Genomic DNA, 17148 nt, shown 5'->3' with positions numbered 1-17148 from the left:
GCAAAGTGTCAGCTCAACCTAAGTAAGTTCGACGCTCACTCGCGGGCACTGAGCAAGGCATGCCGTACGGCCGCGACCGCATCCTCGTCGGAGGCGCCGGCCTGCAGGGCGGCGTTGGCGTACTCCTCGGCCGCCGCCGCCAGCCGCAGCCGGAACGCGTCGGCCGTGCTGGTGATGACGGCTGCGCGGCCCCGGCGCAGCTCGACCAGGCCCTCGTCGCGCAGTTGCTGGTAGCCGCGCAGCACGGTGTGCAGGTTGATGCCGAGGGAGGCGGCCACATTGCGCGCCGAGGGAAGCTTGTCGCCGGGGGCCACCTGCCCGCTCGCCACCGCGTTCCGGACGGAGCCCGCCACCTGGCCGGCCAGCGGCTGCGCCGATGACGGATCCACGGTGATCAGCACGCTGTGGTCTCCCCTCCACGTTGCCGGAAGAGCCAGCCGTTGACCAGCCGGGCCGCTGTCTCCGCCTCCCGCGTCGAGTACACAAACGACCGGTTGTCGGCCAGCGCCAGGACCAGCACCGGGCCCTTTCCGGTCACCCGGCCCCAGCCGGAGTCGGTGTCGCTCAACTTGTATCGGCCCTTCGGCGGCGTGCGTTTGGCCTTTGCGAATCGTATCCGCGCGTACGGCACGGTACGGCTCAGCATAGGCAGCAGGGGCACCCGCACCGTGACGCCGGACCCGTCGATCTGCAACCGCGTGTACGCCTGCGCCGCCCACAGCGCCGGCCAGCAGACTACGCCGACCGCCGCATACAGACCCCCGAAACTCAGCAGGGTCGTGTCGTCGCCGTTGGCAAGCCGGTTCAGGTAGATCGACGCGACCAGGGTGGTCGCCGTTGCCGCCATCATGAGCGTGCGGACCGACCAGGCCGAGGTCGTGAAGATGGCCCGCTGGTAAGGGGTGAGCGGCATGGTCGGCGCGTAGGCGGGCGGGAGCAGGGTGGTCTCGGGCTCCCGCGGCAGCGGACCGACCGCCGCCCGGCCGAACGCGACCGACACCACGGCGATCACCACCTCCACCGCGAACAGCCAGGGCGGCTTGGCCACGCTCGGCGCGTCCACCATGGCCAGCAGTCCCACCGCCGTGGAGAGGCCCACTGCGGCGCCGAAGAGGAAGCCTGACTGGACCAGGACACGTTGGACCTGCGGCAGTCGCCACGAAGAGAGGAACGCGATGAGCATTCCGATCTCTAGATAGAGCGCCCATCCGTAGAGGGGCTGCGAGGTCCACCAGTCCCAGCTGGGCTCGTAGCCGCCGGGATCGAGCGGCCAGTTGAAAACGTACACCCGCCCGGGGAGCCGCTCGCCGTACGCCGCCACCACGGCCATCGGCGAGACCAGCAGCACCACCGGTCCGAACAGTGCCAGTGCCAGCCGTCTGAGCCGCCCCGGCCCGGCATAGTCCTCATACGGCACGGCAGTGGGCGGTACGCGGATGAACATGGCCTACCTCCAACTATTTGCTTATGACTATAACAGTGCGAATAGTTGCCTTGAGGTGACAGCCGCATACCCGCCAGCTGCATCGTGCTGGGCCTCCGAGAAGGGCCGATTCGTCAAGGCCCGCCACTCCGCTACCAACACCATCTGGCACCTGGTCCCGCGCCGGAACCTGGGTCAGGCTCTAACTCGCGTATCGGCCCCGCCCAGGTGGCGGTGTCGATAGCGGTACCGAAATGGAGAGGAATCCATGACCGACGCTACCCCCTTGGACCGGGAGGAGTCCCCGCGCTGCGGCGAGGAGTCCAGCGTCATCACGCGCGGAGAGTTGGACAGCTCGATCGTCTCGGCGTGCTGCGAGACCCTGATCCCCTGGCTGAACGAAGAGGCAACCGTACTCGTCGAGGACGGCAAGCTCGTCTGCCCCTACGGCGACTGCGGCGCTGCCGATGACATCGCTGAGCTGGACGTGGCCACCCGGACCAACGAGCTGACCATCAGCGCGCCGGGCCACATCAGCGCGAGCCTCGGCGACAGCACCTTCGAGAGCGACGGCTTCGAATGCCAGCGGTGCACCCGGCGCGTGTCCCTGCCAGACGGCTACGAGCTCACTCACTCCTGACAGTCGATAGCGGAACCGCTGCCAACATCACAGAAGGGAACGCCACGATGGCGACCACCAAGAAGAAGCCGCGCAAGGGCCGCAAGGTCACGCAGGCCATGAAGGACCGCGACACCGCCAGCCGCACGGCCGCACGGGAGGTCCTGCACGCCTACGCCACGGCGTGCCTGGCCAACCCGCCCTCGCTGGAGCAGTTCCGGTCGATCGCCGCGAGCATCGGCTGGAAGCTCGACCCCGCCAGCGACGACCCCGGCTACTCGCTGCAAAACGTCGCGTTGCTGGCCGCGCAGCGCCGCCCGCTGACCCACTCCGGTGGCTTCGACTACTGGCTGAGTCAGGGCCGGGCCGTGGCCGAGGGGGAGAAGTCGCTCGGCACGTGGCGCCCCATCGGCCGGAAGAAGACCGACGAGGAGAAGGCCAAGGAGAAGACGCAGGCCGAAGACGGCTGGCAGTCCTCCAAGCGCGGGCCCCGCTACTACGTGAAGAACGGCACGTTCGACGTCGCCCAGACCGTGCCACGTGAGCGGTGCCCGCACTGCGGCACCGCCCCGGCCAGCGAGGACGACCGCACCACGCAGTGCCCGCCGGACTGCGCCGTGTTCGAGCCCCGGACCGGGTCCAAGCCGCCCCGCATGATCGCCATCGAGCAGATGCAGGCCCAGCTCCTCGACGCGGACGCGGAGTGAACCCGGAGACGAAGACGGGCCGCCGCCAGCTCGCCCGTAAGGCCCGCCAGTTCGGCTACTTCGACATCCCGGCCGGCCCTGGCCAGTGGCGAAAGTACGAGGTCAACTGCCCGCTCTGCAACGAGCGGGTCAGCGCCGCATGGGAGAGCGGCACGACCCGCATCGCGCTGCTCGACGGCGCGATGGACGCCCACCTGCTCCGCGACTGCGAGCACGGCCCCCAGCAGTAATCACCCCCGCGCAGGGCGGCGGGTGACTGCTGCCCTGCGCCTCTCTGAAAAGCGAGGCACCTCTGATCACGATCACGCACACCCACGAGGAAGGCACCCTCGTGGACGGCACCATCAAGGGCGACGGTGCCTGGGAGATCCTGCGCAAGCACGGCTTCCACTTCTTCCCCTCTATCAAGATGATCGGGATCCGCCAGTCCCGGGACCAGGCCGCCAAGCGCTGGAAGATCAACGGCGGGGCTGATGCCCTGCGCGCGGCCGGGTTCGAGGTCACCGTCGAGATCGATGACACCCCACGCGACCGCGCCCAAGTCCTCGCCGACCAGTCCGATCGGCTGGACGACCGGCGCGACGCGCTCGCGGCCAAGGCGCAGCGCCACGCGGGCAACGCGGCTGCGGCCGCCGACCGGGCCAACCAGATCTCGGAGCGGTTCTCGGGCGGGCAGCCGATCCTCATTGGGCACCACTCCGAGCGGAGCGCGAGGCGCGACCAGAAGCGCATGGACTCCGCCATGCGCAAGAGCATCGAGGAGGACAAGACCGCACAGGAGGCCGCCCGCCGCGCCAATGCGGTCGGCAATCAGGCCGCGTACTCCGCGAGGCCGCGCGTCACCGCCCGCCGGATCAAGCGGCTGGAGTCGGACCTGCGGCTCACCGTCCGTTTCCTACAGGACAAGCGCCAGCAGGCGGAGCGACTCCTACGGATCGCACGCGGTGTTGATCTCGGCATGCCGCAAGTCAAGCGCCCGTGATGTCCGACCAGGTGCACTCCCAGGTCGCTTCGACAGGTCTATCTATCCGGTCCAGGCGCCTCACACCTTCGATCGCCTTCAGCTCGAAGAACGCCAGCCAAAGGAACACGCTCTGCACCCGATCGAGGGCTATGTCACTGATGGAACCGTTGGGGACGGGCGGGGCGGATTCGTCTGGCAGGCATTCCAGGACGGCGTCCTCGAGATTCGCGAACGTGTGCGCCAAGCGGTTCCGCAGCCGGTTGAAGCCAAGCAACAGGGAGACCTGATCGTCGTTCGGATCATGAAGGCCCACATAGACCGTCATCTTCTGCGCGAATGTTAGCCGGGCCAGCCGACTGTTCGTCAGGACGTCCGGCCGCTTGAAACCCGCTTGTATGCGCAGATCAAGAGCCTGCTCAAGAAGAAGGTGTCCATAGAGGATGACCTCAACCAGACTTGTTCCGTTCAGCACCTGCTCAGCGCGAACCCGGAGCTCCTCCGAGTATCCAGGGGTGCCAGGCGTGGTCGATATGAGGCCGAACTGTCGGCCAGTTGGTTGGGCCACAGGCCGAACGCTACTCCCGCCTCCGGCGATCCCAACAGCGATTTTCGCTGTCTCCGATGAGCAAGTCGGTTGGAGTGCCGATCTTGACAAGGTGCAGAGAAGCTCGCTGAAGTTCAAGGGCTGGGTACTTGACCAGGTCATCGCCCAGATCGTCGGCGACGAGGAGTTCGTCCACGTCGTCGGATTCGAGGCGGGCGAGGACCGGCGGATGCTGCGCGACATGCCGCTCGGCCCCGGCGTCGAATCCAAGACGTCGAAGAATGGGGCCGCTTGTCTCGATTCGACCTTTACCAAGGCCATAGTGGCGCCGTGATCGACGGCGTATTCGAGTCTGGCCGCCACCGTCGCCCGGTACACTCCCCGGCCGCGCGCTTCCGGCACGGCCGCCCGCACCACCGCGTGGTGGTGGAGGCCCGCGACCCGGATCGCGACCGGGCCGCGCCCGGCTACGAGGCCGCCGTCGCGCCGACCTGCTCGGTGCGCTCATCCGCGACGAGCTGCCGGACGGCGGCTGCGGCGCGTTCCTGGTCTGGGGCGATCCGGCCCTCTACGACAGTACGCTGGCCGTCGTCGAGGACATCCTGGCGCGCGGCGAGATCGCCTTGGAGTACGCCGTCGTTGCGGGCGTGAGCAGCGTGGCGGCGCTGGCCGCCCGGCACCGGGTCGCGTTGAACCGGGTCGGGCGGCCGTTCGTGGTGACCACCGGGCGGTACCTCGCCGAGGGCTGGCCGTCCGGCGTGGACGACGTCGTGGTGATGGTGGACGCGCAGTGCGCCTTCGCCCGATACGCGGCCGAGGACATCACGATCTACTGGGTGCCTACCTCGGCACGCCCGACGAGATCCTGATCGCCGGCCCGCTGTCCGAGGTGGCTGGCCACATCGAACAGGTGCGTGCGCGGGCCCGCGCACGCACGGGCTGGATCATGGACACGTACCTGCTGCGGCGGCGCTAGCGCGGCTCAGCCACGGGTGCGGATCCACCAGCCGCGGGTCTCGTGGGTGCCGTCGGCCCATTGGCAGTAGTGCGAACGCCCGTCGAGCTGGTCCCAGAAGCGCCTGCGGTGATCGCAGGCGTCGAACGTGGAGAACGGCCCCTCCTGGGTCCAGTCCATCGTGGTCGGCGGCGGCGGCGCCGCCTGCGCTGCGGTGGCCGCCAGGGCGGGGGTGACGAACGCGGCGGCCATCAGCGCACCGGCGGCCAGCAGCTTGGATACTCGCATCGGCTCTCCTCGAAGTGGGAATGCTGCAACTGTAGGAAACGGCGCTCACCGATCGCTTACTGATCGCTTTCAGCCGGCACCGCCGGTGTAAGTGTCATGTCAGGACGCCGTCGAGGCGGCCGGATCAGTCGCCGAGGATCGCGCCCGGGTCGGCGTCCAAGACCTTGTCCAGGAGCGTGGCGTAGACGTCGCGGAAGTCGACCGTGTACTTCAGGCCGCCGTCATCCGGGTCGGTGAGGCTGGGCGGCTCGCCGAGCAGGCCGCCGCGTACGCCCGCGCCAAGCAGGAACAGGTCGGAGGCGGTGCCGTGGTCGGTGCCCGCGGAGGCGTTGGCCTTCACCCGCCGGCTGAACTCGGAGTACACCGCGATTACGACCCTTCGGCCGGCGTCGGTCCCGGCCATCCGGTCGGCGATATCCGGATCTGGCCGCGACCTGGGGCACTCGGGACGTGCTCGCTCACCTTGACCGGGCCGCGTACCTGCTCGGCCGTGAGGTCGAGACGGACGGCCGGCACCACCGGGTGTGGCTGCGCACCCGGAACCTCTACTACCCGTGCGTCGAGCACATCCTGACCGCCGCCCCCGCGCTGGCGAACGACAAGACCTATCGCTCCTTCGAGCGCGCATGGCTGGCCGGACTCAACGGACCCGCCCAGCTCTCGCTCTCGTTCTAACCCCTCGCTATCTGCGAAAGGCAATACCACAGATGAACCGCCACTCTGCAGTACCCCCTGCCCAAAATCACTCCGCGAAGGCGCTCGTCAAGGCGAGTCGAGCCATCCGGGCCGCGTCCGTGTTCTGGTCATTTCCTGGCCGCTACGAGGCGGTCGTCACGGCCACCGGAGGCATCATCTACCGGCAGCTCCCGGAGATGATCCGCGTCCCGTTCCCCACGGAGGGCGAACTGGCCAAGACGGTAAGGCAGGACCGCACTGCGCGGGCCGCCGCCGAGGAGTCGTCCCGCAGGGAGTCCGGGTGCTGAACCGGCTGTTCCCCGACGACATCGACGTTGTCGAGATGTTCGCGGGCGGCGGCGGCTCCGGAACCGGGATCGCCGCCGTCCCCGGCACCAAAATCAAGTTCGCCGCCAACCACGCCAAGCCCGCGAAGTGGACGTACGTCGAGAACCACCCCGACGTGGACTTCTGGCTCGGCGACGTCCAGGCGGCCGACGCCATCGAGAAATTCCCGTACGCCAGCTTCTTCTGGGCGAGCCCGGCGTGCTTCGTCGCAGGCACGCTGATCCTCACCCGTCGCGGCCTGGTGCCGATCGAGGAGGTTCGCGAAGGCGACGAGGTGTTCACCCACCAGCGCCGCTGGCGTCTGGTGACCGGCACGATGAGCAAGCTCGCTCCCACCGTCATCGTGTCCGGCAAGGGCTTCCACCTGGGTATCGAAACAACTGCCGAACATCCCTTCTACACCCGAAAGCGCACCCGGACCTGGGACAACGACGCCCACACCTACCGACACTCCGTCGCCGACGAGTCCGAATGGACCGAAGCCAAGGACCTCGGGCCAGGCACCTGGTGGGCTACCCCGACCGACTTCGGCGAGGCGCTGCCAGTTCCGGACGTCGGCGGGCGCGGCATGGAGTTCACACCGGAGTTCTGGTGGATGGTCGGCCGGTGGGTCGGCGACGGCTGGCTGCGGGCCAAGCGATCAACAAAACTCGACCCCAGCCCCCGCCGACGTTCCCAGCCGGCGGACTCGCCGTGCGTCATGTGCGGCGGAAAGACGCGGCAGCACGGCAAGAGCACCACGGGCCGTGTCCGCTGGTTTTGCTCGGACATGTGCAGGCGAGCCAGCGTGCGCCGCAACCCTCATCACGGGCGGTACGACCTGGCCATCACCTGCGGCTACCACGAGTTGGAGGACCTGGCCCAGAGGCTTGACGGCCTCGACGGGCTGACCTGGCAGCGAGGCCGGACCAAGACCGCCGCCAGGTTCGTCGCTTCACACCGGGGCCTGGTCGAGTGGATGGCCGAGCACTTCGGGCAGCACGCCCACGGCAAGACCATCCCAGCGTGGGCAATGACCATGCCGCGAGCATGGCGGGAGGCGCTGCTGGACGGCTACATGTCGGCAGACGGCACCAAGGACGCGAAGTACACCAGGGCGTCCACCGTGTCCAAGAAGCTGGCGATCGGTATCCGGATGCTGGCCAACTCGCTCGGGCATGTCGCCAACCTCGGCTACCAGCCGGCCCGTAAGCGGCAGCGAGTCATTGAGGGGCGGGCCGTCAACGAGCGGCCGACGTGGACGGTGTCATGGGTGACGGCCGGGCCGCAGCGCTTCCAGTACGCCGAAGCCGAAGGCTACCGCTGGTCGAACACGCACCACCCGGCCAGCACGGGACGGCTGGAGCTGGTTTACAACATCCACGTCGCCGAGGACGAGTCGTACGTCGCGGACGGCATCACCGTCCACAACTGCCCAGCGTTCAGCACGGCCTCGGGCGAGACGAGGTACTTCGACCGGGAAAACCAGATGGCCCTGTGGGCCGACGACCTGGACAACCTGACCGAGCACCAGAAGACCTGCATCCGGTCCCGGGCGCTGATGGAGGAGGTCGTCACCTACCTGCGCCACTGCCAGGAGAAACACGGCAAGCCGGTGCTCGGGTTCGGTGTCGAAAACGTCGTCCAGGCCAGGCTGTGGGCGCACTGGGACCGGTGGATCCGCGAGCTGCGGAAACTCGGCTACATCATCCAAATCCACGCCGTCAACGCCGCGCACGTGCAGGGCCGCACCACACGCTACCCACCCCGCAGTCCCGCGACCGGATGCTCATCTCCGGCATCCACGAGTCCGTGGGCCGCACGCCGAACTACCGCAAGTGGTTCGACCCATACGCCTACTGCCACCGCCACGGCGGATGGGTACAGGCCGTCAAGGCGTGGAAGAAGCGCGGCGCGGACATGGGCGTCTACGGCATCAAGAACGGCCAGTACGTGTACGTCTGCCCCGAAGTCGCCTGCCAAGGACAGCTCATCGAACCGCCGATGCTCCCAGCGGCGTACACGATCGACTGGACCGACCTCGGCACCCCGATCGGATCGAGGAAGAAGACGCAGAAAAAGCCCGAGGGGCTGGCCCCGAAGACGATCGCTCGCATCCGCGCCGGGGTCGAGGAGCACTGGATCAAGCCCTTCATCACACCCGCCGGCGGTACGTGGAACGACGGGCCCAGGGGAGTGGACGAGCCGATCCCCGCGCTCACCACGCGCGAGGCGAACGCGCTCGTAGTGCCATGCGAAGGCCGCGACGGCAAGAAAGCGCGGCCGACCAGCTTGCCGAAGCGGACCAGCACCACCCGCAACGAGGGCGGCATCGCCTTTCCTCCGGACGCGCAGCCAGGCGCGTTCCCCGCGTTCCTGTCGCTGATGCGCTCGAACAGGGCCCGCAACACCAACCCCACCACGGACCCGCTGGCGACCCTCGTCTCGAACGGCTCCAACCACGGCCTCGCCACTGACCCAGCCTTCAACGACGGGATGCTGCCGCTGGTGTTCCCGTTCCGGGGCGGTGGCGACGAGTTCAAGTCCAGGCCCGCGTTCGAGGACCCCGCGCACGCGGTCACGGCCGGTGGCTTCCACCACGGGCTCGGCGTCCCTCCCGGCTGGCAGCCGCCGCCAGCGCTACTCATGCGCAACAACGGCAGCAAGGGCGACGGACGCGAGCACGTCACCCCGGCGAGCGAGCACATGCGCACGGTCACCACGACCGGGCACCAGTCGCTCGTCACCGCGCCGCCCGGCCTGCCCATGCCCGAGACGCTGCTTATGGCGTACTACGGCAACGGTCGCACGCAGAGGGTGCATGAGCCCGTGGGGACGATCCCGACCCGCGACCGGTGGGCGTTGCTCACTCCGGACGGCCAGATCGACGTTTCGTCCATCCTGTTCCGGATGCTCCGGATCCCGGAGCTGCAGCGGGCCCAGTCGTTCCCGGACCGGTACGTGTTCGTCGCCGACTCCGCTCGCGACAAGGTCAAGTTGATCGGCAACGCTGTTCCGCCGCCGATGGCTGAGGTTTTGACCTGCGCGCTAATCGAGGCGTTCCTGGGGATCGAGCTGTCCCGCTTCGAGTACGACCTCGCAGCTTGAGCCGCTAATTGCGATACCGCACTCTACCCTCGCCGCCGTTGTGCGGCGGGGCTCCCCTCACCAAAGGAGACCGCCATGGCCACCCGCCATGTCGTCCAGATGAGCGGCGGCATCGGGTCGTTCTGGGCCGCCAAGCGCGTCGCTCACCAGCACGGCACCGACAGCCTGGTCTTGCTGTTCGCCGACACCCTGACCGAGGACGAAGACCTCTACCGGTTCATGGACGACGCCAGCAAACACCTGGGCGTCGCGCCGACCATCGTGAAAGACGGCCGCACACCTTTCGAGGTGTTCTTCGACGTCAAATGGCTCGGCAACTCGCGGCTCGCGCCCTGCAGCAGACACCTCAAGCAGGTGCCCTGCCGCAAATGGATGACCGAACACTGCGACCCCGCCGACACCATCGCCTACGTCGGATTCGACCACGCGGAGACTCGACGCCTGCCCGGCGCCGTGGCCGGCTGGTCGCCGTGGCAAGTCGAGTTCCCCATGTGCGACGAGCCGCACTGGCCCAAGGACCGGATGCTCGACGAGTGCAGGGCTCTCGGCATCGCTGTGCCCCGGCTGTACGAACTGGGGTACGAACACAATAATTGCGCTGGCCTGTGCGTTCGCGCCGGGCGCGAGCAGTGGCTGCTCACGCTGGAGAAGTTCCCGGAGCGGTACACCTACGCCGAGGAACTGGAGGAGAAGTTCCGCGTCACGCACGACAAGGACGTGGCGATCCTCACCGAGGTTGTTGCAGGGGTGAAGTATCGGCTGACGCTCGCGGAGCTGCGCCGCCGGTATGAGGCCGGTCTGGTCCGTCGTCGTAAGAAGGTCAGGCAGCCGAGTCTGTTCGACCCTGCGGCGGCTTGCCGCTGATGCACGCGCCGCTGTACCTGGCGCCGCCATCCACTGCCCGGATCCGAGAGCACATCCACGCGCGCCGACTCGGCGCCATCGTCACCCCCTCCTCGGGCAACCGCGTTCCGGAGCACGGTTGGTGGGCCGCCGACTCCGGCATCTTCGGCAACTCGTACGTCGGCGACGAGGCCTATATGGACTAGGAACGCGCCGAGTTCGCCGACCGGTGCCTGTTCGCGACTGCGCCCGACGTCCCCTTCAACGCGTTCGCCACCATCAACCGCTCATACCCGTACCTCGACCGCATCCGGCGAACGGGATACCCGGTCGCCCAGGTCGCCCAGGACCATCTCGAATTCTGCGACTGGTGGCGCTGGGAGGACTTCGACTGCCTGTTCATCGGCGGATCGACGAGCTGGAAGCTGAGCCCCGCGGCCGCCGTGCTCGCGCGCGCCGCGTGCGCAGCCGGGCTGTGGGTCCACGTTGGCCGGGTCAACTCGTTCAAGCGGATGCGGTACGCCGCGGCGGCGATGGACGCCGACTCGGCGGACGGGACGCTCCTCACCAATGGCCCTGACAAGCACCTGCCGTCCGTCCTGCGCTGGACGTGGCAACTGCTGCTGAATGACGCCCCCGCGCTCATCGACCCGGAAGACCTCACCGGCGCCTGGGACAACGGCCGCTACGACCTCGCGCCCAGGCGCATGGTCCAGGCCGCACCGCGCACCCCCGCACTTGCTCCCGAACCCGTACAACTCACCCTGATCTGAAAGGGGCTCTTGATGTCCGTCATGTGCTTCCACTGCCGTGAACCGCTCGACCAGTGCAGGCGTGCCCTGCTGCAGGACGCCATCGACAAGGCGGTCAAGGAGATCGGCTTCGCTGCGCTCGTCGCCGAGTCCGACGAGGGCCAGGCCGTGCAGCGCGTCTCCGCGTGGGACGCCGCCCGAGCGGTCAACGACCTGGTGGACCTCATCGTCGCCCAGAACTACGGCATCGACGTGGACGAGGCCTACGAGCGGGCCCGCGCGCTCATCGAGGAGGCCGCCTGTGCCTAGCCGCAAGCCGGCCCGGTCGAGGCCGAAGACGTACGAGCCGGGAGACCGCGTTCAGCCTCGCCGCGCGTACGGCGTGGTCGGTCACGTGGTGGAGGTGATTCGCCGGAGCAAGCCCGCGTTCTTCGGGTACCTCGTCCGGATGCATGGCGGCAACCTGGTCGAGTTGGCCGGCACCGATGTGGTGGAGCCGCCGCGGCTGCTGCTGGAGGAGTACCGGCGCTGGGAGGAGGATCTCCTGGGCTGGGAGTACATCGCGCTCCTCGATGACGCCCGGCTGGCCCAGCTCCGCATGGAGTGGATTGAGGTCCACAAGACCGTGGCCAGGCTGCGGCCTGACTGGATCCCGCACCGGCGCGACGGTGTTGCGCCGGTGCACCGGGTGACCATCACCAAGACCAGCGAGCGGTACGAAGCGTTCTCGTCAAATGGCGCTCACTTGCGCCTCCGTGAGCGCCACTACTGGTGGCTGCGCTGCCCGTGCGGCTTCCACGAGGTGGTCGAGTCGTCGAAGGAGGCCCGGCGGCGGAAGGGCGAGCATGACACCCCCTCGGAGAGCTCAGGGGAACACTCGCCTAGGGGTGATGCCTCTGATACAGCGCGATGATGGCCACACCGAGCACGGCCAGAGTGCCGAACGTAGGCCCCGCCCACGCAAGCGCTGCCTCTAGCTCGGCCTTGCTGCTCACCAGCTTGAAGGCCCCCACCACAAGGGCGATGTTGATCGCCACGAGCAGCACCAAGACCACATTCTTCCAAAGCCCGCTCATCCTCTTCCTGCCTCTCGTCCGACTGGCCATGGACGACAGGCAGGTACGTCGAGCGGACCGGTACTAGACCGACCCGACGACGTACTTTCCCTGTCGTCCGGGTCGCTCTGTACCGGATACGCCCAACACTGTACCTCCGTCCATGACGGGGTTTCATCGTTGTGAGAATCTCGTGAATCCGGATCTCGACTGGGGACCGAGCGGGATTCTGCGGACAGCGCGCCGAGGACAGAATTTCGGCTGTATGCGGCCAGGTCAAACGATGAATCGCTCCTGTATGCAGGGACAATGCTCCGTCTCCATACATGAGAAAAGCGACAAACTTCCGTCGCCCTGACAAAGGCCATTGGACATTTGGGGCTTTCTATGCAGAGTAGGAGAACCTCCATGCTGAATGGATATAGCGAAAGGCTGTGCCCCCACCTATGCGGATGGCGCCAAGATGATCATCGCGTGATCGAGGGGGTGCAGGGTCAAGGCTTCTTGCTGGAGTAGTGGAAGATGCCGATCACCAGCCCTGTGATGGCGACGAAAGCTCCTCCACCACTGGTGACGGCCTGCACCATATCGGCGCCCAAGGCTCTGAGGGCCATCCCTGACAGTAGGCCAGCGATGACGCCGATGGTGATTGCCAGCACTACGTGGAGCGCGCTATCACCCATTTTTGACCTCCGTCCAATTGTGAGCGGGCAGCCTATAGGTGGCCTCCGCTGATTCTGTGGATAAGCGCGCTGCTGTCGATCATAAAGCGAGCTGCATGGCTGGCCTAGTGGATGACCAAAATCCCGCTATGTGATGAACCACAAGAGAATGTGCAGGTTCCGTGTGATTCAGGTCACCCGGCGCCCTGTGGATAGCGCGCAGTTGGGAGCTTAAGGAGGCCACGCCGAGCCGCGCAAACGGTTCGAGGCCACGGCAGAACCGCGCGGATTCGCGCGGATCTGTGCGGATGTCCGATATTAAAAATCGACATGCAGGGACAATTATCATCAAAGTGGCCATCAAAGAATCTTGAAAAAACTTCCCAGTCGCGCTTACGGCACCATCCGCCGATGATCACCTAGCACCACATCTGCATGTACGGCCCTGGCCTCCGCGAGACGCGTCCGGCAGCGAAGAGATCCCGCGCACCCTGTGGGAGGCGGTGTAGCGCCCGCAGTTGCGCAATTGGTGCGAATGATGTGTCATATGCGTCTGGCGCGTACTCTACGGTTTCGTACCAGACAAAACCGTCACTCTCAGGGGAGTGCAGCATGAACAAGGCAGACGTCATCGAGGAGTTCCGCCACCGCACCGACGCGCCGTCCCGCGCGGCTGCGGCGCGGAGCGTCCAGGCGTTCATCGACATCATCGTCGGCACCGTGGCCGCTGGCCAGGAGATCCGCGTCGGCGGGCTTGGCGTGTTCGACCGCGACTACCGTAAGGCGCGTGAGGCCAGGAACCCGAACACCAACGAGGTGGTCGAGGTGCCCGGCAAGTGGGTCATGCGGTTCCGGCCGTCCACCAAGGTCAAGACCGCCGTCAACAAGTAACAACATCAGCTCGTCGGCGGTCCGCTGCGGGGGCGCGGACCGCCGACGTTTCCATTTGCGAAGGACGCCACGTGAAGCGATCGGCATGGACGCTGTCCCGGCCCCGCTCACCCGCTACTTCACGTCGTCGTCCGCCCGGGTGATGTCCAGCTCGTCGAGCCACGCTTCGATGGCGTCGTTGAGGCCGGCCATGCCGCCCATCTGTTCTTGTCTGCATGCGGCTGCGAGCCTCGCCCGGGCGTTGGGTGTGAGTCGTACGGTGGTGCCTGGTGCGACAGGGCGTTCGCGAGGTGTGCCGGGCGGTGGTGGGTTGGGGTCCCGTGGCAGCGAAAGGTCAGCCTTGCTGATCGGCTCGGGAAACTCGGCGCGGATCGGTGGTTGCAGCGCATCGCAGTAGCTGTTGATGGCGAGCTCGAAAGCTTCTTGCGGACCCATGCCGATGTCGTCGAGGGTGTCGGTGAGGCGGTCGTCGATGTCGCTGTACAGGTAGACCATGGTGGGGACGAGCTTGGTCCATCGGACCGCGCGGACTCGTCGGGGGCCAGTTCGGCGGGCCGATTGCGGTTCCGCACTCTGCTGCTGCTCGTTGGTGAGGTTGTCGAACAGTTTGGCTTGCGGGTGCTGTGGCGGCTTCGGGTTGCGCGGCATCTGTGACTTCCTGTGGCGGCGTGTGGCGTGCGTTCTCACCGTACGGGGTCTCTGTCGTCGTGTCGTCTGGGACGTGCACGCATGTGATCGGTTCATCGCTCCGACCTACTGGTTCCCTGATTGTCTATATCGCCCTACTTGATATACTATATAGGTGATCGCTAGATACAAGATCAACTTTCCTTTGCCGCCTGGTAGCACACCGCTACCAGCGCCAACACCACACCCTGAAGGGCGCCACGTGGAAACCCGCCTCTACACCCGCACCAACCCCGACAACGGGCAGATCGAGATCAAGCACTACCTGATCGACCCCGACGCCCGGCTCGACGAAATCGGTCCAGTCTTCGAGACTCACTTCTGGGGAACCGAAGCCCCGGCCGACTTCTTCACCGCCCACAGCTACTACGACGACGTGGATGTGCTGTGCCTCGCGGACATCTACTGCCCCTCGCTCGACGGACCGCTGCCCGACTTCCTCGAAGCTACCTGGAAGGAGCGCGAGGCCGAGGGCTGGGTCCTTCTGTCCGCTCCCGAACCGCACGAGTACACCTGCGCAGGCTAGCCCGTCGCCGTCCTCCGCGTGGACGGCAGCAACCACATCGAAATCGCCGCCCTGCCCGGCAGTCGCGCCGTCGAAGGCGGTCTCGAAAAGATCACCCTCGAAGAGGCCCAAGGGCTCATCAACAGCCTCACCGACGCCATCGAAGAGGAGAAGTGGGCGTGACCGCCCAGCCGTCCAAGCCCACCCCGCGCACGCGCGAGGTGTTCCACCTCGGCCCCTACGCGTGGAATGTCACCGCCGCCATGCGCATCGTCGAGGGTCGCGAGCCCGACTGCATCCAGGTTGAGAAGGCCGCGGCGCTGCTGTGGCTGGTCTATATCGATAAGGCCCACGCCGCCACCGTGGACCTGACTCAACCCCTGATCCTCGCCCCCTTCGCGGACGCAGGGAACATCCCCATCGACGGCTGGCATCGCCTCTGGAAGGCCAGGCGCGAGGGAATCGAGACGCTCCCCGCGCTCGCCCTCACGCCCGATGAGGAGTTCCGGGTTCGCATGCACGGCGATGACAAAGGCCCTGGCTATTATCGCTAATTGCGGTATTGCAATCGGCCTCGCCTTCCCTCTACCGAAAGGAACTCCTCATGAAGCCCACCACCCGCGTCGTCGTCTGCCTTGTCACGCTGCTGCTCATGCTGGCGATGTGGCTGACCTTCGCCTACCTGATGAAGGACACCGGCCTGATCACGTGGATTCTCGGCCTGGGTCTCGTCGGCATGCTCGTCATGGGCAACTGGGTCACCGAGCTGGCGGCCGACAAGCCGGCCGAGCGCGAGCCTGCGCAGGACGGTGAGAAGTGATGGCCGTTGACTTCAGCCACCTCGGCGTCAGCGACGACCAGGCGCGCGACTTCTTCAAGCTCGGCGCGGCGGTCTGCGCGGCCGCCGATCTCAAGTTCAACTCGCTGTGGTGGGCCCTCGATCACTTCGAGAACGAGGACGACCTGGTCGAGACCGGTGCGCGGGTCTGGGAGTGGATCGACGAGCAGAACGGGAGCGTGTGATGGCCGCCAACCCTCCGCAGCGCCGCTCTCCGGTGCGGCGACGCTGACGGATAGCGCGGCGTAGGCTGGTCGTGCGTATCTGCACAAATACGCGGAGAGCCCCGGTGCCGTCTGGCATCGGGGCTCTCTGGGTTTTCTGGCTCGTCACCTTCCTGCCCGATCAGCAGACCCTTAATGTCTATAAAGGGTCCCGGTATGTATACTTCGGCCATGACGAAGCGAGGTCCTCGGGGTCCAGTGCCGATCTACCAGGTGATCGTCAACGCCATCAAGGACGACATCGCCGCCGGCAAGCTCAAGCCCGGCCAGGCACTCCCTACGGAAGCCGAGATGTGCACGACCCACCAGGCGTCACGGCTGACAGTGCGCAGAGCCCTGGAAGTGCTGCGCGAGGCAGACATCATTTACACCATCCGCGCCGATGGCTCCTACGTCGGGCCGCGCGACGCTCCGCAGATCCGCGAACCGCGTGAGTTCGAGAAGATCGCCGCCGACCTCGCGCAGGGCATCAAGCGGGGCGACTACGGGCCGGATCAGGTGCTGCCCTCACAGTTGGAGCTGATCGAGCAGTACGGCGTAGCCAAGAAGACGGCCAGTGCCGCCGTGGCTTTGCTCCGTGAGCGAGGGTGGGCGTATACCGTGCCCGCGATCGGAACGTTCGTTGCAAGCCGCGATAAATGGCCTACGGAGAGTTGACCTTAGCGTTGGCTGCGAATGCACACGGCGCGCGATGTAGCCAAAATGTAGACACGGCTGCATCGCGTGCCTCTTTTATGTCAGCGACCGGCGCTGACCTGCTCTAACCTTTCTGCATAAATATGCGCAGGGGTAGTGCCGCCATTGATGCGCGGCCGCCGACGGACAATCAGGGCCACCGTCGAGCACGCCACCAGACAGGCCCCTCCTACGGCGGCGATGTCGATGCCGCCGACCTTGCCGATCAGGGCGGCGTGGACAACGGCTGCGACGAACGCCAGGTTGCCGACGACGAAGGCCGCCACGAGGGCTGCCACCGCTCGGTTCATTGAGGTGATCTCAGGGAAATAATTCGGACGATGAGGGATGTTCGGGACGGCGGCGGTGGCGTTTCGGGCCTTTCGGGAGGAGTCGTCGAAGGCCG

At 66.7% G+C, this 17148-nt stretch carries 31 protein-coding genes; 22 read left to right on the top strand and 9 right to left on the bottom strand.

Translation table 11 applies throughout. The features are described from left to right. Positions 1-35 precede the first annotated feature (35 nt). Both ACGFJ2_RS49470 and ACGFJ2_RS49465 read right to left on the bottom strand, forming a co-directional pair. The gene (locus ACGFJ2_RS49470) at positions 36-401 is read right to left on the bottom strand and encodes a GntR family transcriptional regulator (protein ID WP_393480574.1); all 366 of its coding nucleotides are present in this window, start codon (positions 399-401) and stop codon (positions 36-38) included. Further along, positions 395-1444 (bottom strand): hypothetical protein, encoded by a 1050-nt coding sequence (locus ACGFJ2_RS49465; RefSeq protein ID WP_393480572.1) that lies wholly within the window; start codon positions 1442-1444, stop codon positions 395-397. Before ACGFJ2_RS49465 ends, ACGFJ2_RS49470 begins: the two co-directional genes overlap by 7 nt. 247 nt (positions 1445-1691) lie before the next feature. Between ACGFJ2_RS49465 and ACGFJ2_RS49460 the strand changes: the two genes are divergently transcribed. The 4 genes from ACGFJ2_RS49460 to ACGFJ2_RS49445 all read left to right on the top strand — a co-directional run bounded on the left by ACGFJ2_RS49460 (position 1692) and on the right by ACGFJ2_RS49445 (position 3731). After that, positions 1692-2063 (top strand): hypothetical protein, encoded by a 372-nt coding sequence (locus tag ACGFJ2_RS49460; RefSeq protein ID WP_393480570.1) that lies wholly within the window; start codon positions 1692-1694, stop codon positions 2061-2063. A gap of 47 nt (positions 2064-2110) precedes the next feature. Further along, positions 2111-2749 (top strand): hypothetical protein, encoded by a 639-nt coding sequence (locus ACGFJ2_RS49455; RefSeq protein WP_393480567.1) that lies wholly within the window; start codon positions 2111-2113, stop codon positions 2747-2749. Further along, positions 2746-2979 (top strand): hypothetical protein, encoded by a 234-nt coding sequence (locus ACGFJ2_RS49450; protein ID WP_393480565.1) that lies wholly within the window; start codon positions 2746-2748, stop codon positions 2977-2979. Before ACGFJ2_RS49455 ends, ACGFJ2_RS49450 begins: the two co-directional genes overlap by 4 nt. Before the next feature lie 101 nt (positions 2980-3080). Continuing rightward, the gene (locus ACGFJ2_RS49445) at positions 3081-3731 is read left to right on the top strand and encodes a DUF3560 domain-containing protein (RefSeq protein WP_393480562.1); all 651 of its coding nucleotides are present in this window, start codon (positions 3081-3083) and stop codon (positions 3729-3731) included. Here ACGFJ2_RS49445 and ACGFJ2_RS49440 read toward each other — a convergent pair. Further along, complete coding sequence (locus tag ACGFJ2_RS49440) at positions 3718-4185, bottom strand: hypothetical protein (RefSeq protein ID WP_393480560.1); 468 nt, start codon at positions 4183-4185, stop codon at positions 3718-3720. The genes ACGFJ2_RS49445 and ACGFJ2_RS49440 overlap by 14 nt on opposite strands. Positions 4186-4369: 184 nt before the next feature. Between ACGFJ2_RS49440 and ACGFJ2_RS49435 the strand changes: the two genes are divergently transcribed. Further along, positions 4370-4591 carry a hypothetical protein gene (locus ACGFJ2_RS49435; RefSeq protein WP_393480557.1) on the top strand — a complete coding sequence of 74 codons (222 nt, stop codon included), beginning with the start codon at positions 4370-4372 and terminating at the stop codon, positions 4589-4591. Between the two features lie 10 nt (positions 4592-4601). Further along, positions 4602-5126, top strand: coding sequence for an SAM-dependent methyltransferase (locus ACGFJ2_RS49430; RefSeq protein ID WP_393481046.1), 525 nt, complete (start codon positions 4602-4604; stop codon positions 5124-5126). A gap of 113 nt (positions 5127-5239) precedes the next feature. Here ACGFJ2_RS49430 and ACGFJ2_RS49425 read toward each other — a convergent pair whose 3' ends face one another. Next, positions 5240-5500, bottom strand: coding sequence for a hypothetical protein (locus ACGFJ2_RS49425; RefSeq protein ID WP_393480554.1), 261 nt, complete (start codon positions 5498-5500; stop codon positions 5240-5242). A gap of 124 nt (positions 5501-5624) precedes the next feature. Beyond that, on the bottom strand, positions 5625-5903 hold the full coding sequence (locus tag ACGFJ2_RS49420; protein WP_393480551.1) for a DUF1501 domain-containing protein: 279 nt from the start codon (positions 5901-5903) through the stop codon (positions 5625-5627). Positions 5904-5950: 47 nt separating this feature from the next. Between ACGFJ2_RS49420 and ACGFJ2_RS49415 the strand changes: the two genes are divergently transcribed. From ACGFJ2_RS49415 to ACGFJ2_RS49375, 9 genes are all read left to right on the top strand, one after another. Then, positions 5951-6175 (top strand): hypothetical protein, encoded by a 225-nt coding sequence (locus tag ACGFJ2_RS49415; RefSeq protein ID WP_393480548.1) that lies wholly within the window; start codon positions 5951-5953, stop codon positions 6173-6175. Between the two features lie 119 nt (positions 6176-6294). Then, entirely contained in the window at positions 6295-6483 is a 189-nt protein-coding gene (locus ACGFJ2_RS49410; protein WP_393480546.1) for a hypothetical protein, read from the top strand. Then, a complete protein-coding gene (locus tag ACGFJ2_RS49405; protein ID WP_393480543.1) occupies positions 6477-8750 on the top strand; it encodes a Hint domain-containing protein in 2274 nt (757 codons plus the stop codon). The genes ACGFJ2_RS49410 and ACGFJ2_RS49405 overlap by 7 nt, the downstream gene beginning before the upstream one ends. Beyond that, positions 8699-9610, top strand: coding sequence for a DNA cytosine methyltransferase (locus ACGFJ2_RS49400; protein WP_393480541.1), 912 nt, complete (start codon positions 8699-8701; stop codon positions 9608-9610). The genes ACGFJ2_RS49405 and ACGFJ2_RS49400 overlap by 52 nt, the downstream gene beginning before the upstream one ends. A 75-nt stretch (positions 9611-9685) precedes the next feature. Beyond that, on the top strand, positions 9686-10474 hold the full coding sequence (locus ACGFJ2_RS49395; RefSeq protein ID WP_393480538.1) for a hypothetical protein: 789 nt from the start codon (positions 9686-9688) through the stop codon (positions 10472-10474). Beyond that, the gene (locus ACGFJ2_RS49390) at positions 10465-10659 is read left to right on the top strand and encodes a hypothetical protein (RefSeq protein WP_393480536.1); all 195 of its coding nucleotides are present in this window, start codon (positions 10465-10467) and stop codon (positions 10657-10659) included. Before ACGFJ2_RS49395 ends, ACGFJ2_RS49390 begins: the two co-directional genes overlap by 10 nt. Positions 10660-10896: 237 nt before the next feature. Beyond that, complete coding sequence (locus tag ACGFJ2_RS49385; RefSeq protein WP_393480533.1) at positions 10897-11226, top strand: hypothetical protein; 330 nt, start codon at positions 10897-10899, stop codon at positions 11224-11226. A gap of 12 nt (positions 11227-11238) precedes the next feature. Beyond that, positions 11239-11514, top strand: coding sequence for a hypothetical protein (locus ACGFJ2_RS49380; protein WP_393480532.1), 276 nt, complete (start codon positions 11239-11241; stop codon positions 11512-11514). Continuing rightward, positions 11507-12118, top strand: a complete 612-nt coding sequence (locus ACGFJ2_RS49375) for a hypothetical protein (protein WP_393480529.1) — start codon at positions 11507-11509, stop codon at positions 12116-12118. The genes ACGFJ2_RS49380 and ACGFJ2_RS49375 overlap by 8 nt, the downstream gene beginning before the upstream one ends. Here ACGFJ2_RS49375 and ACGFJ2_RS49370 read toward each other — a convergent pair. Continuing rightward, positions 12087-12254, bottom strand: coding sequence for a hypothetical protein (locus ACGFJ2_RS49370; RefSeq protein ID WP_393480527.1), 168 nt, complete (start codon positions 12252-12254; stop codon positions 12087-12089). The genes ACGFJ2_RS49375 and ACGFJ2_RS49370 overlap by 32 nt on opposite strands. Positions 12255-12754: 500 nt before the next feature. Beyond that, the gene (locus ACGFJ2_RS49365) at positions 12755-12943 is read right to left on the bottom strand and encodes a hypothetical protein (RefSeq protein ID WP_393480524.1); all 189 of its coding nucleotides are present in this window, start codon (positions 12941-12943) and stop codon (positions 12755-12757) included. Positions 12944-13534: 591 nt separating this feature from the next. On the opposite strand from ACGFJ2_RS49365, the gene ACGFJ2_RS49360 reads away from it, so the two are divergent. Then, on the top strand, positions 13535-13813 hold the full coding sequence (locus ACGFJ2_RS49360) for an HU family DNA-binding protein (protein WP_393480522.1): 279 nt from the start codon (positions 13535-13537) through the stop codon (positions 13811-13813). 114 nt (positions 13814-13927) lie between these two features. Here ACGFJ2_RS49360 and ACGFJ2_RS49355 read toward each other — a convergent pair whose 3' ends face one another. Next, the gene (locus tag ACGFJ2_RS49355) at positions 13928-14461 is read right to left on the bottom strand and encodes a hypothetical protein (protein ID WP_393480519.1); all 534 of its coding nucleotides are present in this window, start codon (positions 14459-14461) and stop codon (positions 13928-13930) included. A 241-nt stretch (positions 14462-14702) separates the two neighbouring features. Between ACGFJ2_RS49355 and ACGFJ2_RS49350 the strand changes: the two genes are divergently transcribed. From ACGFJ2_RS49350 to ACGFJ2_RS49325, 6 genes are all read left to right on the top strand, one after another. Further along, positions 14703-15026 (top strand): hypothetical protein, encoded by a 324-nt coding sequence (locus ACGFJ2_RS49350; protein ID WP_393480517.1) that lies wholly within the window; start codon positions 14703-14705, stop codon positions 15024-15026. An 18-nt stretch (positions 15027-15044) separates the two neighbouring features. Beyond that, complete coding sequence (locus tag ACGFJ2_RS49345) at positions 15045-15188, top strand: hypothetical protein (RefSeq protein ID WP_393480514.1); 144 nt, start codon at positions 15045-15047, stop codon at positions 15186-15188. Next, entirely contained in the window at positions 15185-15559 is a 375-nt protein-coding gene (locus ACGFJ2_RS49340; protein WP_393480512.1) for a hypothetical protein, read from the top strand. The genes ACGFJ2_RS49345 and ACGFJ2_RS49340 overlap by 4 nt, the downstream gene beginning before the upstream one ends. A 50-nt stretch (positions 15560-15609) precedes the next feature. Beyond that, positions 15610-15825 carry a hypothetical protein gene (locus tag ACGFJ2_RS49335; RefSeq protein WP_393480509.1) on the top strand — a complete coding sequence of 72 codons (216 nt, stop codon included), beginning with the start codon at positions 15610-15612 and terminating at the stop codon, positions 15823-15825. Further along, positions 15825-16028: a hypothetical protein gene (locus ACGFJ2_RS49330; RefSeq protein WP_393480506.1), complete on the top strand. Its 204-nt coding sequence runs from the start codon at positions 15825-15827 to the stop codon at positions 16026-16028. The genes ACGFJ2_RS49335 and ACGFJ2_RS49330 overlap by 1 nt, the downstream gene beginning before the upstream one ends. A 237-nt stretch (positions 16029-16265) precedes the next feature. Continuing rightward, complete coding sequence (locus tag ACGFJ2_RS49325) at positions 16266-16724, top strand: GntR family transcriptional regulator (protein ID WP_393480503.1); 459 nt, start codon at positions 16266-16268, stop codon at positions 16722-16724. A gap of 80 nt (positions 16725-16804) precedes the next feature. On the opposite strand, the gene ACGFJ2_RS49320 is transcribed toward ACGFJ2_RS49325, so the two are convergent. After that, positions 16805-17148, bottom strand: a 344-nt coding sequence (locus ACGFJ2_RS49320; RefSeq protein ID WP_393480500.1) for a hypothetical protein, incomplete at its 5' end; no start/stop codon positions are given.

This window comes from Nonomuraea sp. NPDC049028 (genome assembly GCF_043197735.1).
Classification (GTDB): domain Bacteria; phylum Actinomycetota; class Actinomycetes; order Streptosporangiales; family Streptosporangiaceae; genus Nonomuraea.
The sequence above is the reverse complement of the archived record's forward strand: the minus strand, read 5'-3'. Positions and strand labels throughout refer to the sequence as shown.

Coding starts and splice junctions, on each gene's coding strand:
- ACGFJ2_RS49465 (WP_393480572.1), bottom strand. CDS start 1,444: ATGTTCATCCGCGTACCGCCCACTGCCGTGCCGTATGAGGACTATGCC.
- ACGFJ2_RS49330 (WP_393480506.1), top strand. CDS start 15,825: ATGGCCGTTGACTTCAGCCACCTCGGCGTCAGCGACGACCAGGCGCGC.
- ACGFJ2_RS49360 (WP_393480522.1), top strand. CDS start 13,535: ATGAACAAGGCAGACGTCATCGAGGAGTTCCGCCACCGCACCGACGCG.
- ACGFJ2_RS49365 (WP_393480524.1), bottom strand. CDS start 12,943: ATGGGTGATAGCGCGCTCCACGTAGTGCTGGCAATCACCATCGGCGTC.
- ACGFJ2_RS49420 (WP_393480551.1), bottom strand. CDS start 5,903: ATGGCCGGGACCGACGCCGGCCGAAGGGTCGTAATCGCGGTGTACTCC.
- ACGFJ2_RS49425 (WP_393480554.1), bottom strand. CDS start 5,500: ATGCGAGTATCCAAGCTGCTGGCCGCCGGTGCGCTGATGGCCGCCGCG.
- ACGFJ2_RS49355 (WP_393480519.1), bottom strand. CDS start 14,461: ATGCCGCGCAACCCGAAGCCGCCACAGCACCCGCAAGCCAAACTGTTC.
- ACGFJ2_RS49460 (WP_393480570.1), top strand. CDS start 1,692: ATGACCGACGCTACCCCCTTGGACCGGGAGGAGTCCCCGCGCTGCGGC.
- ACGFJ2_RS49395 (WP_393480538.1), top strand. CDS start 9,686: ATGGCCACCCGCCATGTCGTCCAGATGAGCGGCGGCATCGGGTCGTTC.
- ACGFJ2_RS49455 (WP_393480567.1), top strand. CDS start 2,111: ATGGCGACCACCAAGAAGAAGCCGCGCAAGGGCCGCAAGGTCACGCAG.
- ACGFJ2_RS49335 (WP_393480509.1), top strand. CDS start 15,610: ATGAAGCCCACCACCCGCGTCGTCGTCTGCCTTGTCACGCTGCTGCTC.
- ACGFJ2_RS49380 (WP_393480532.1), top strand. CDS start 11,239: ATGTCCGTCATGTGCTTCCACTGCCGTGAACCGCTCGACCAGTGCAGG.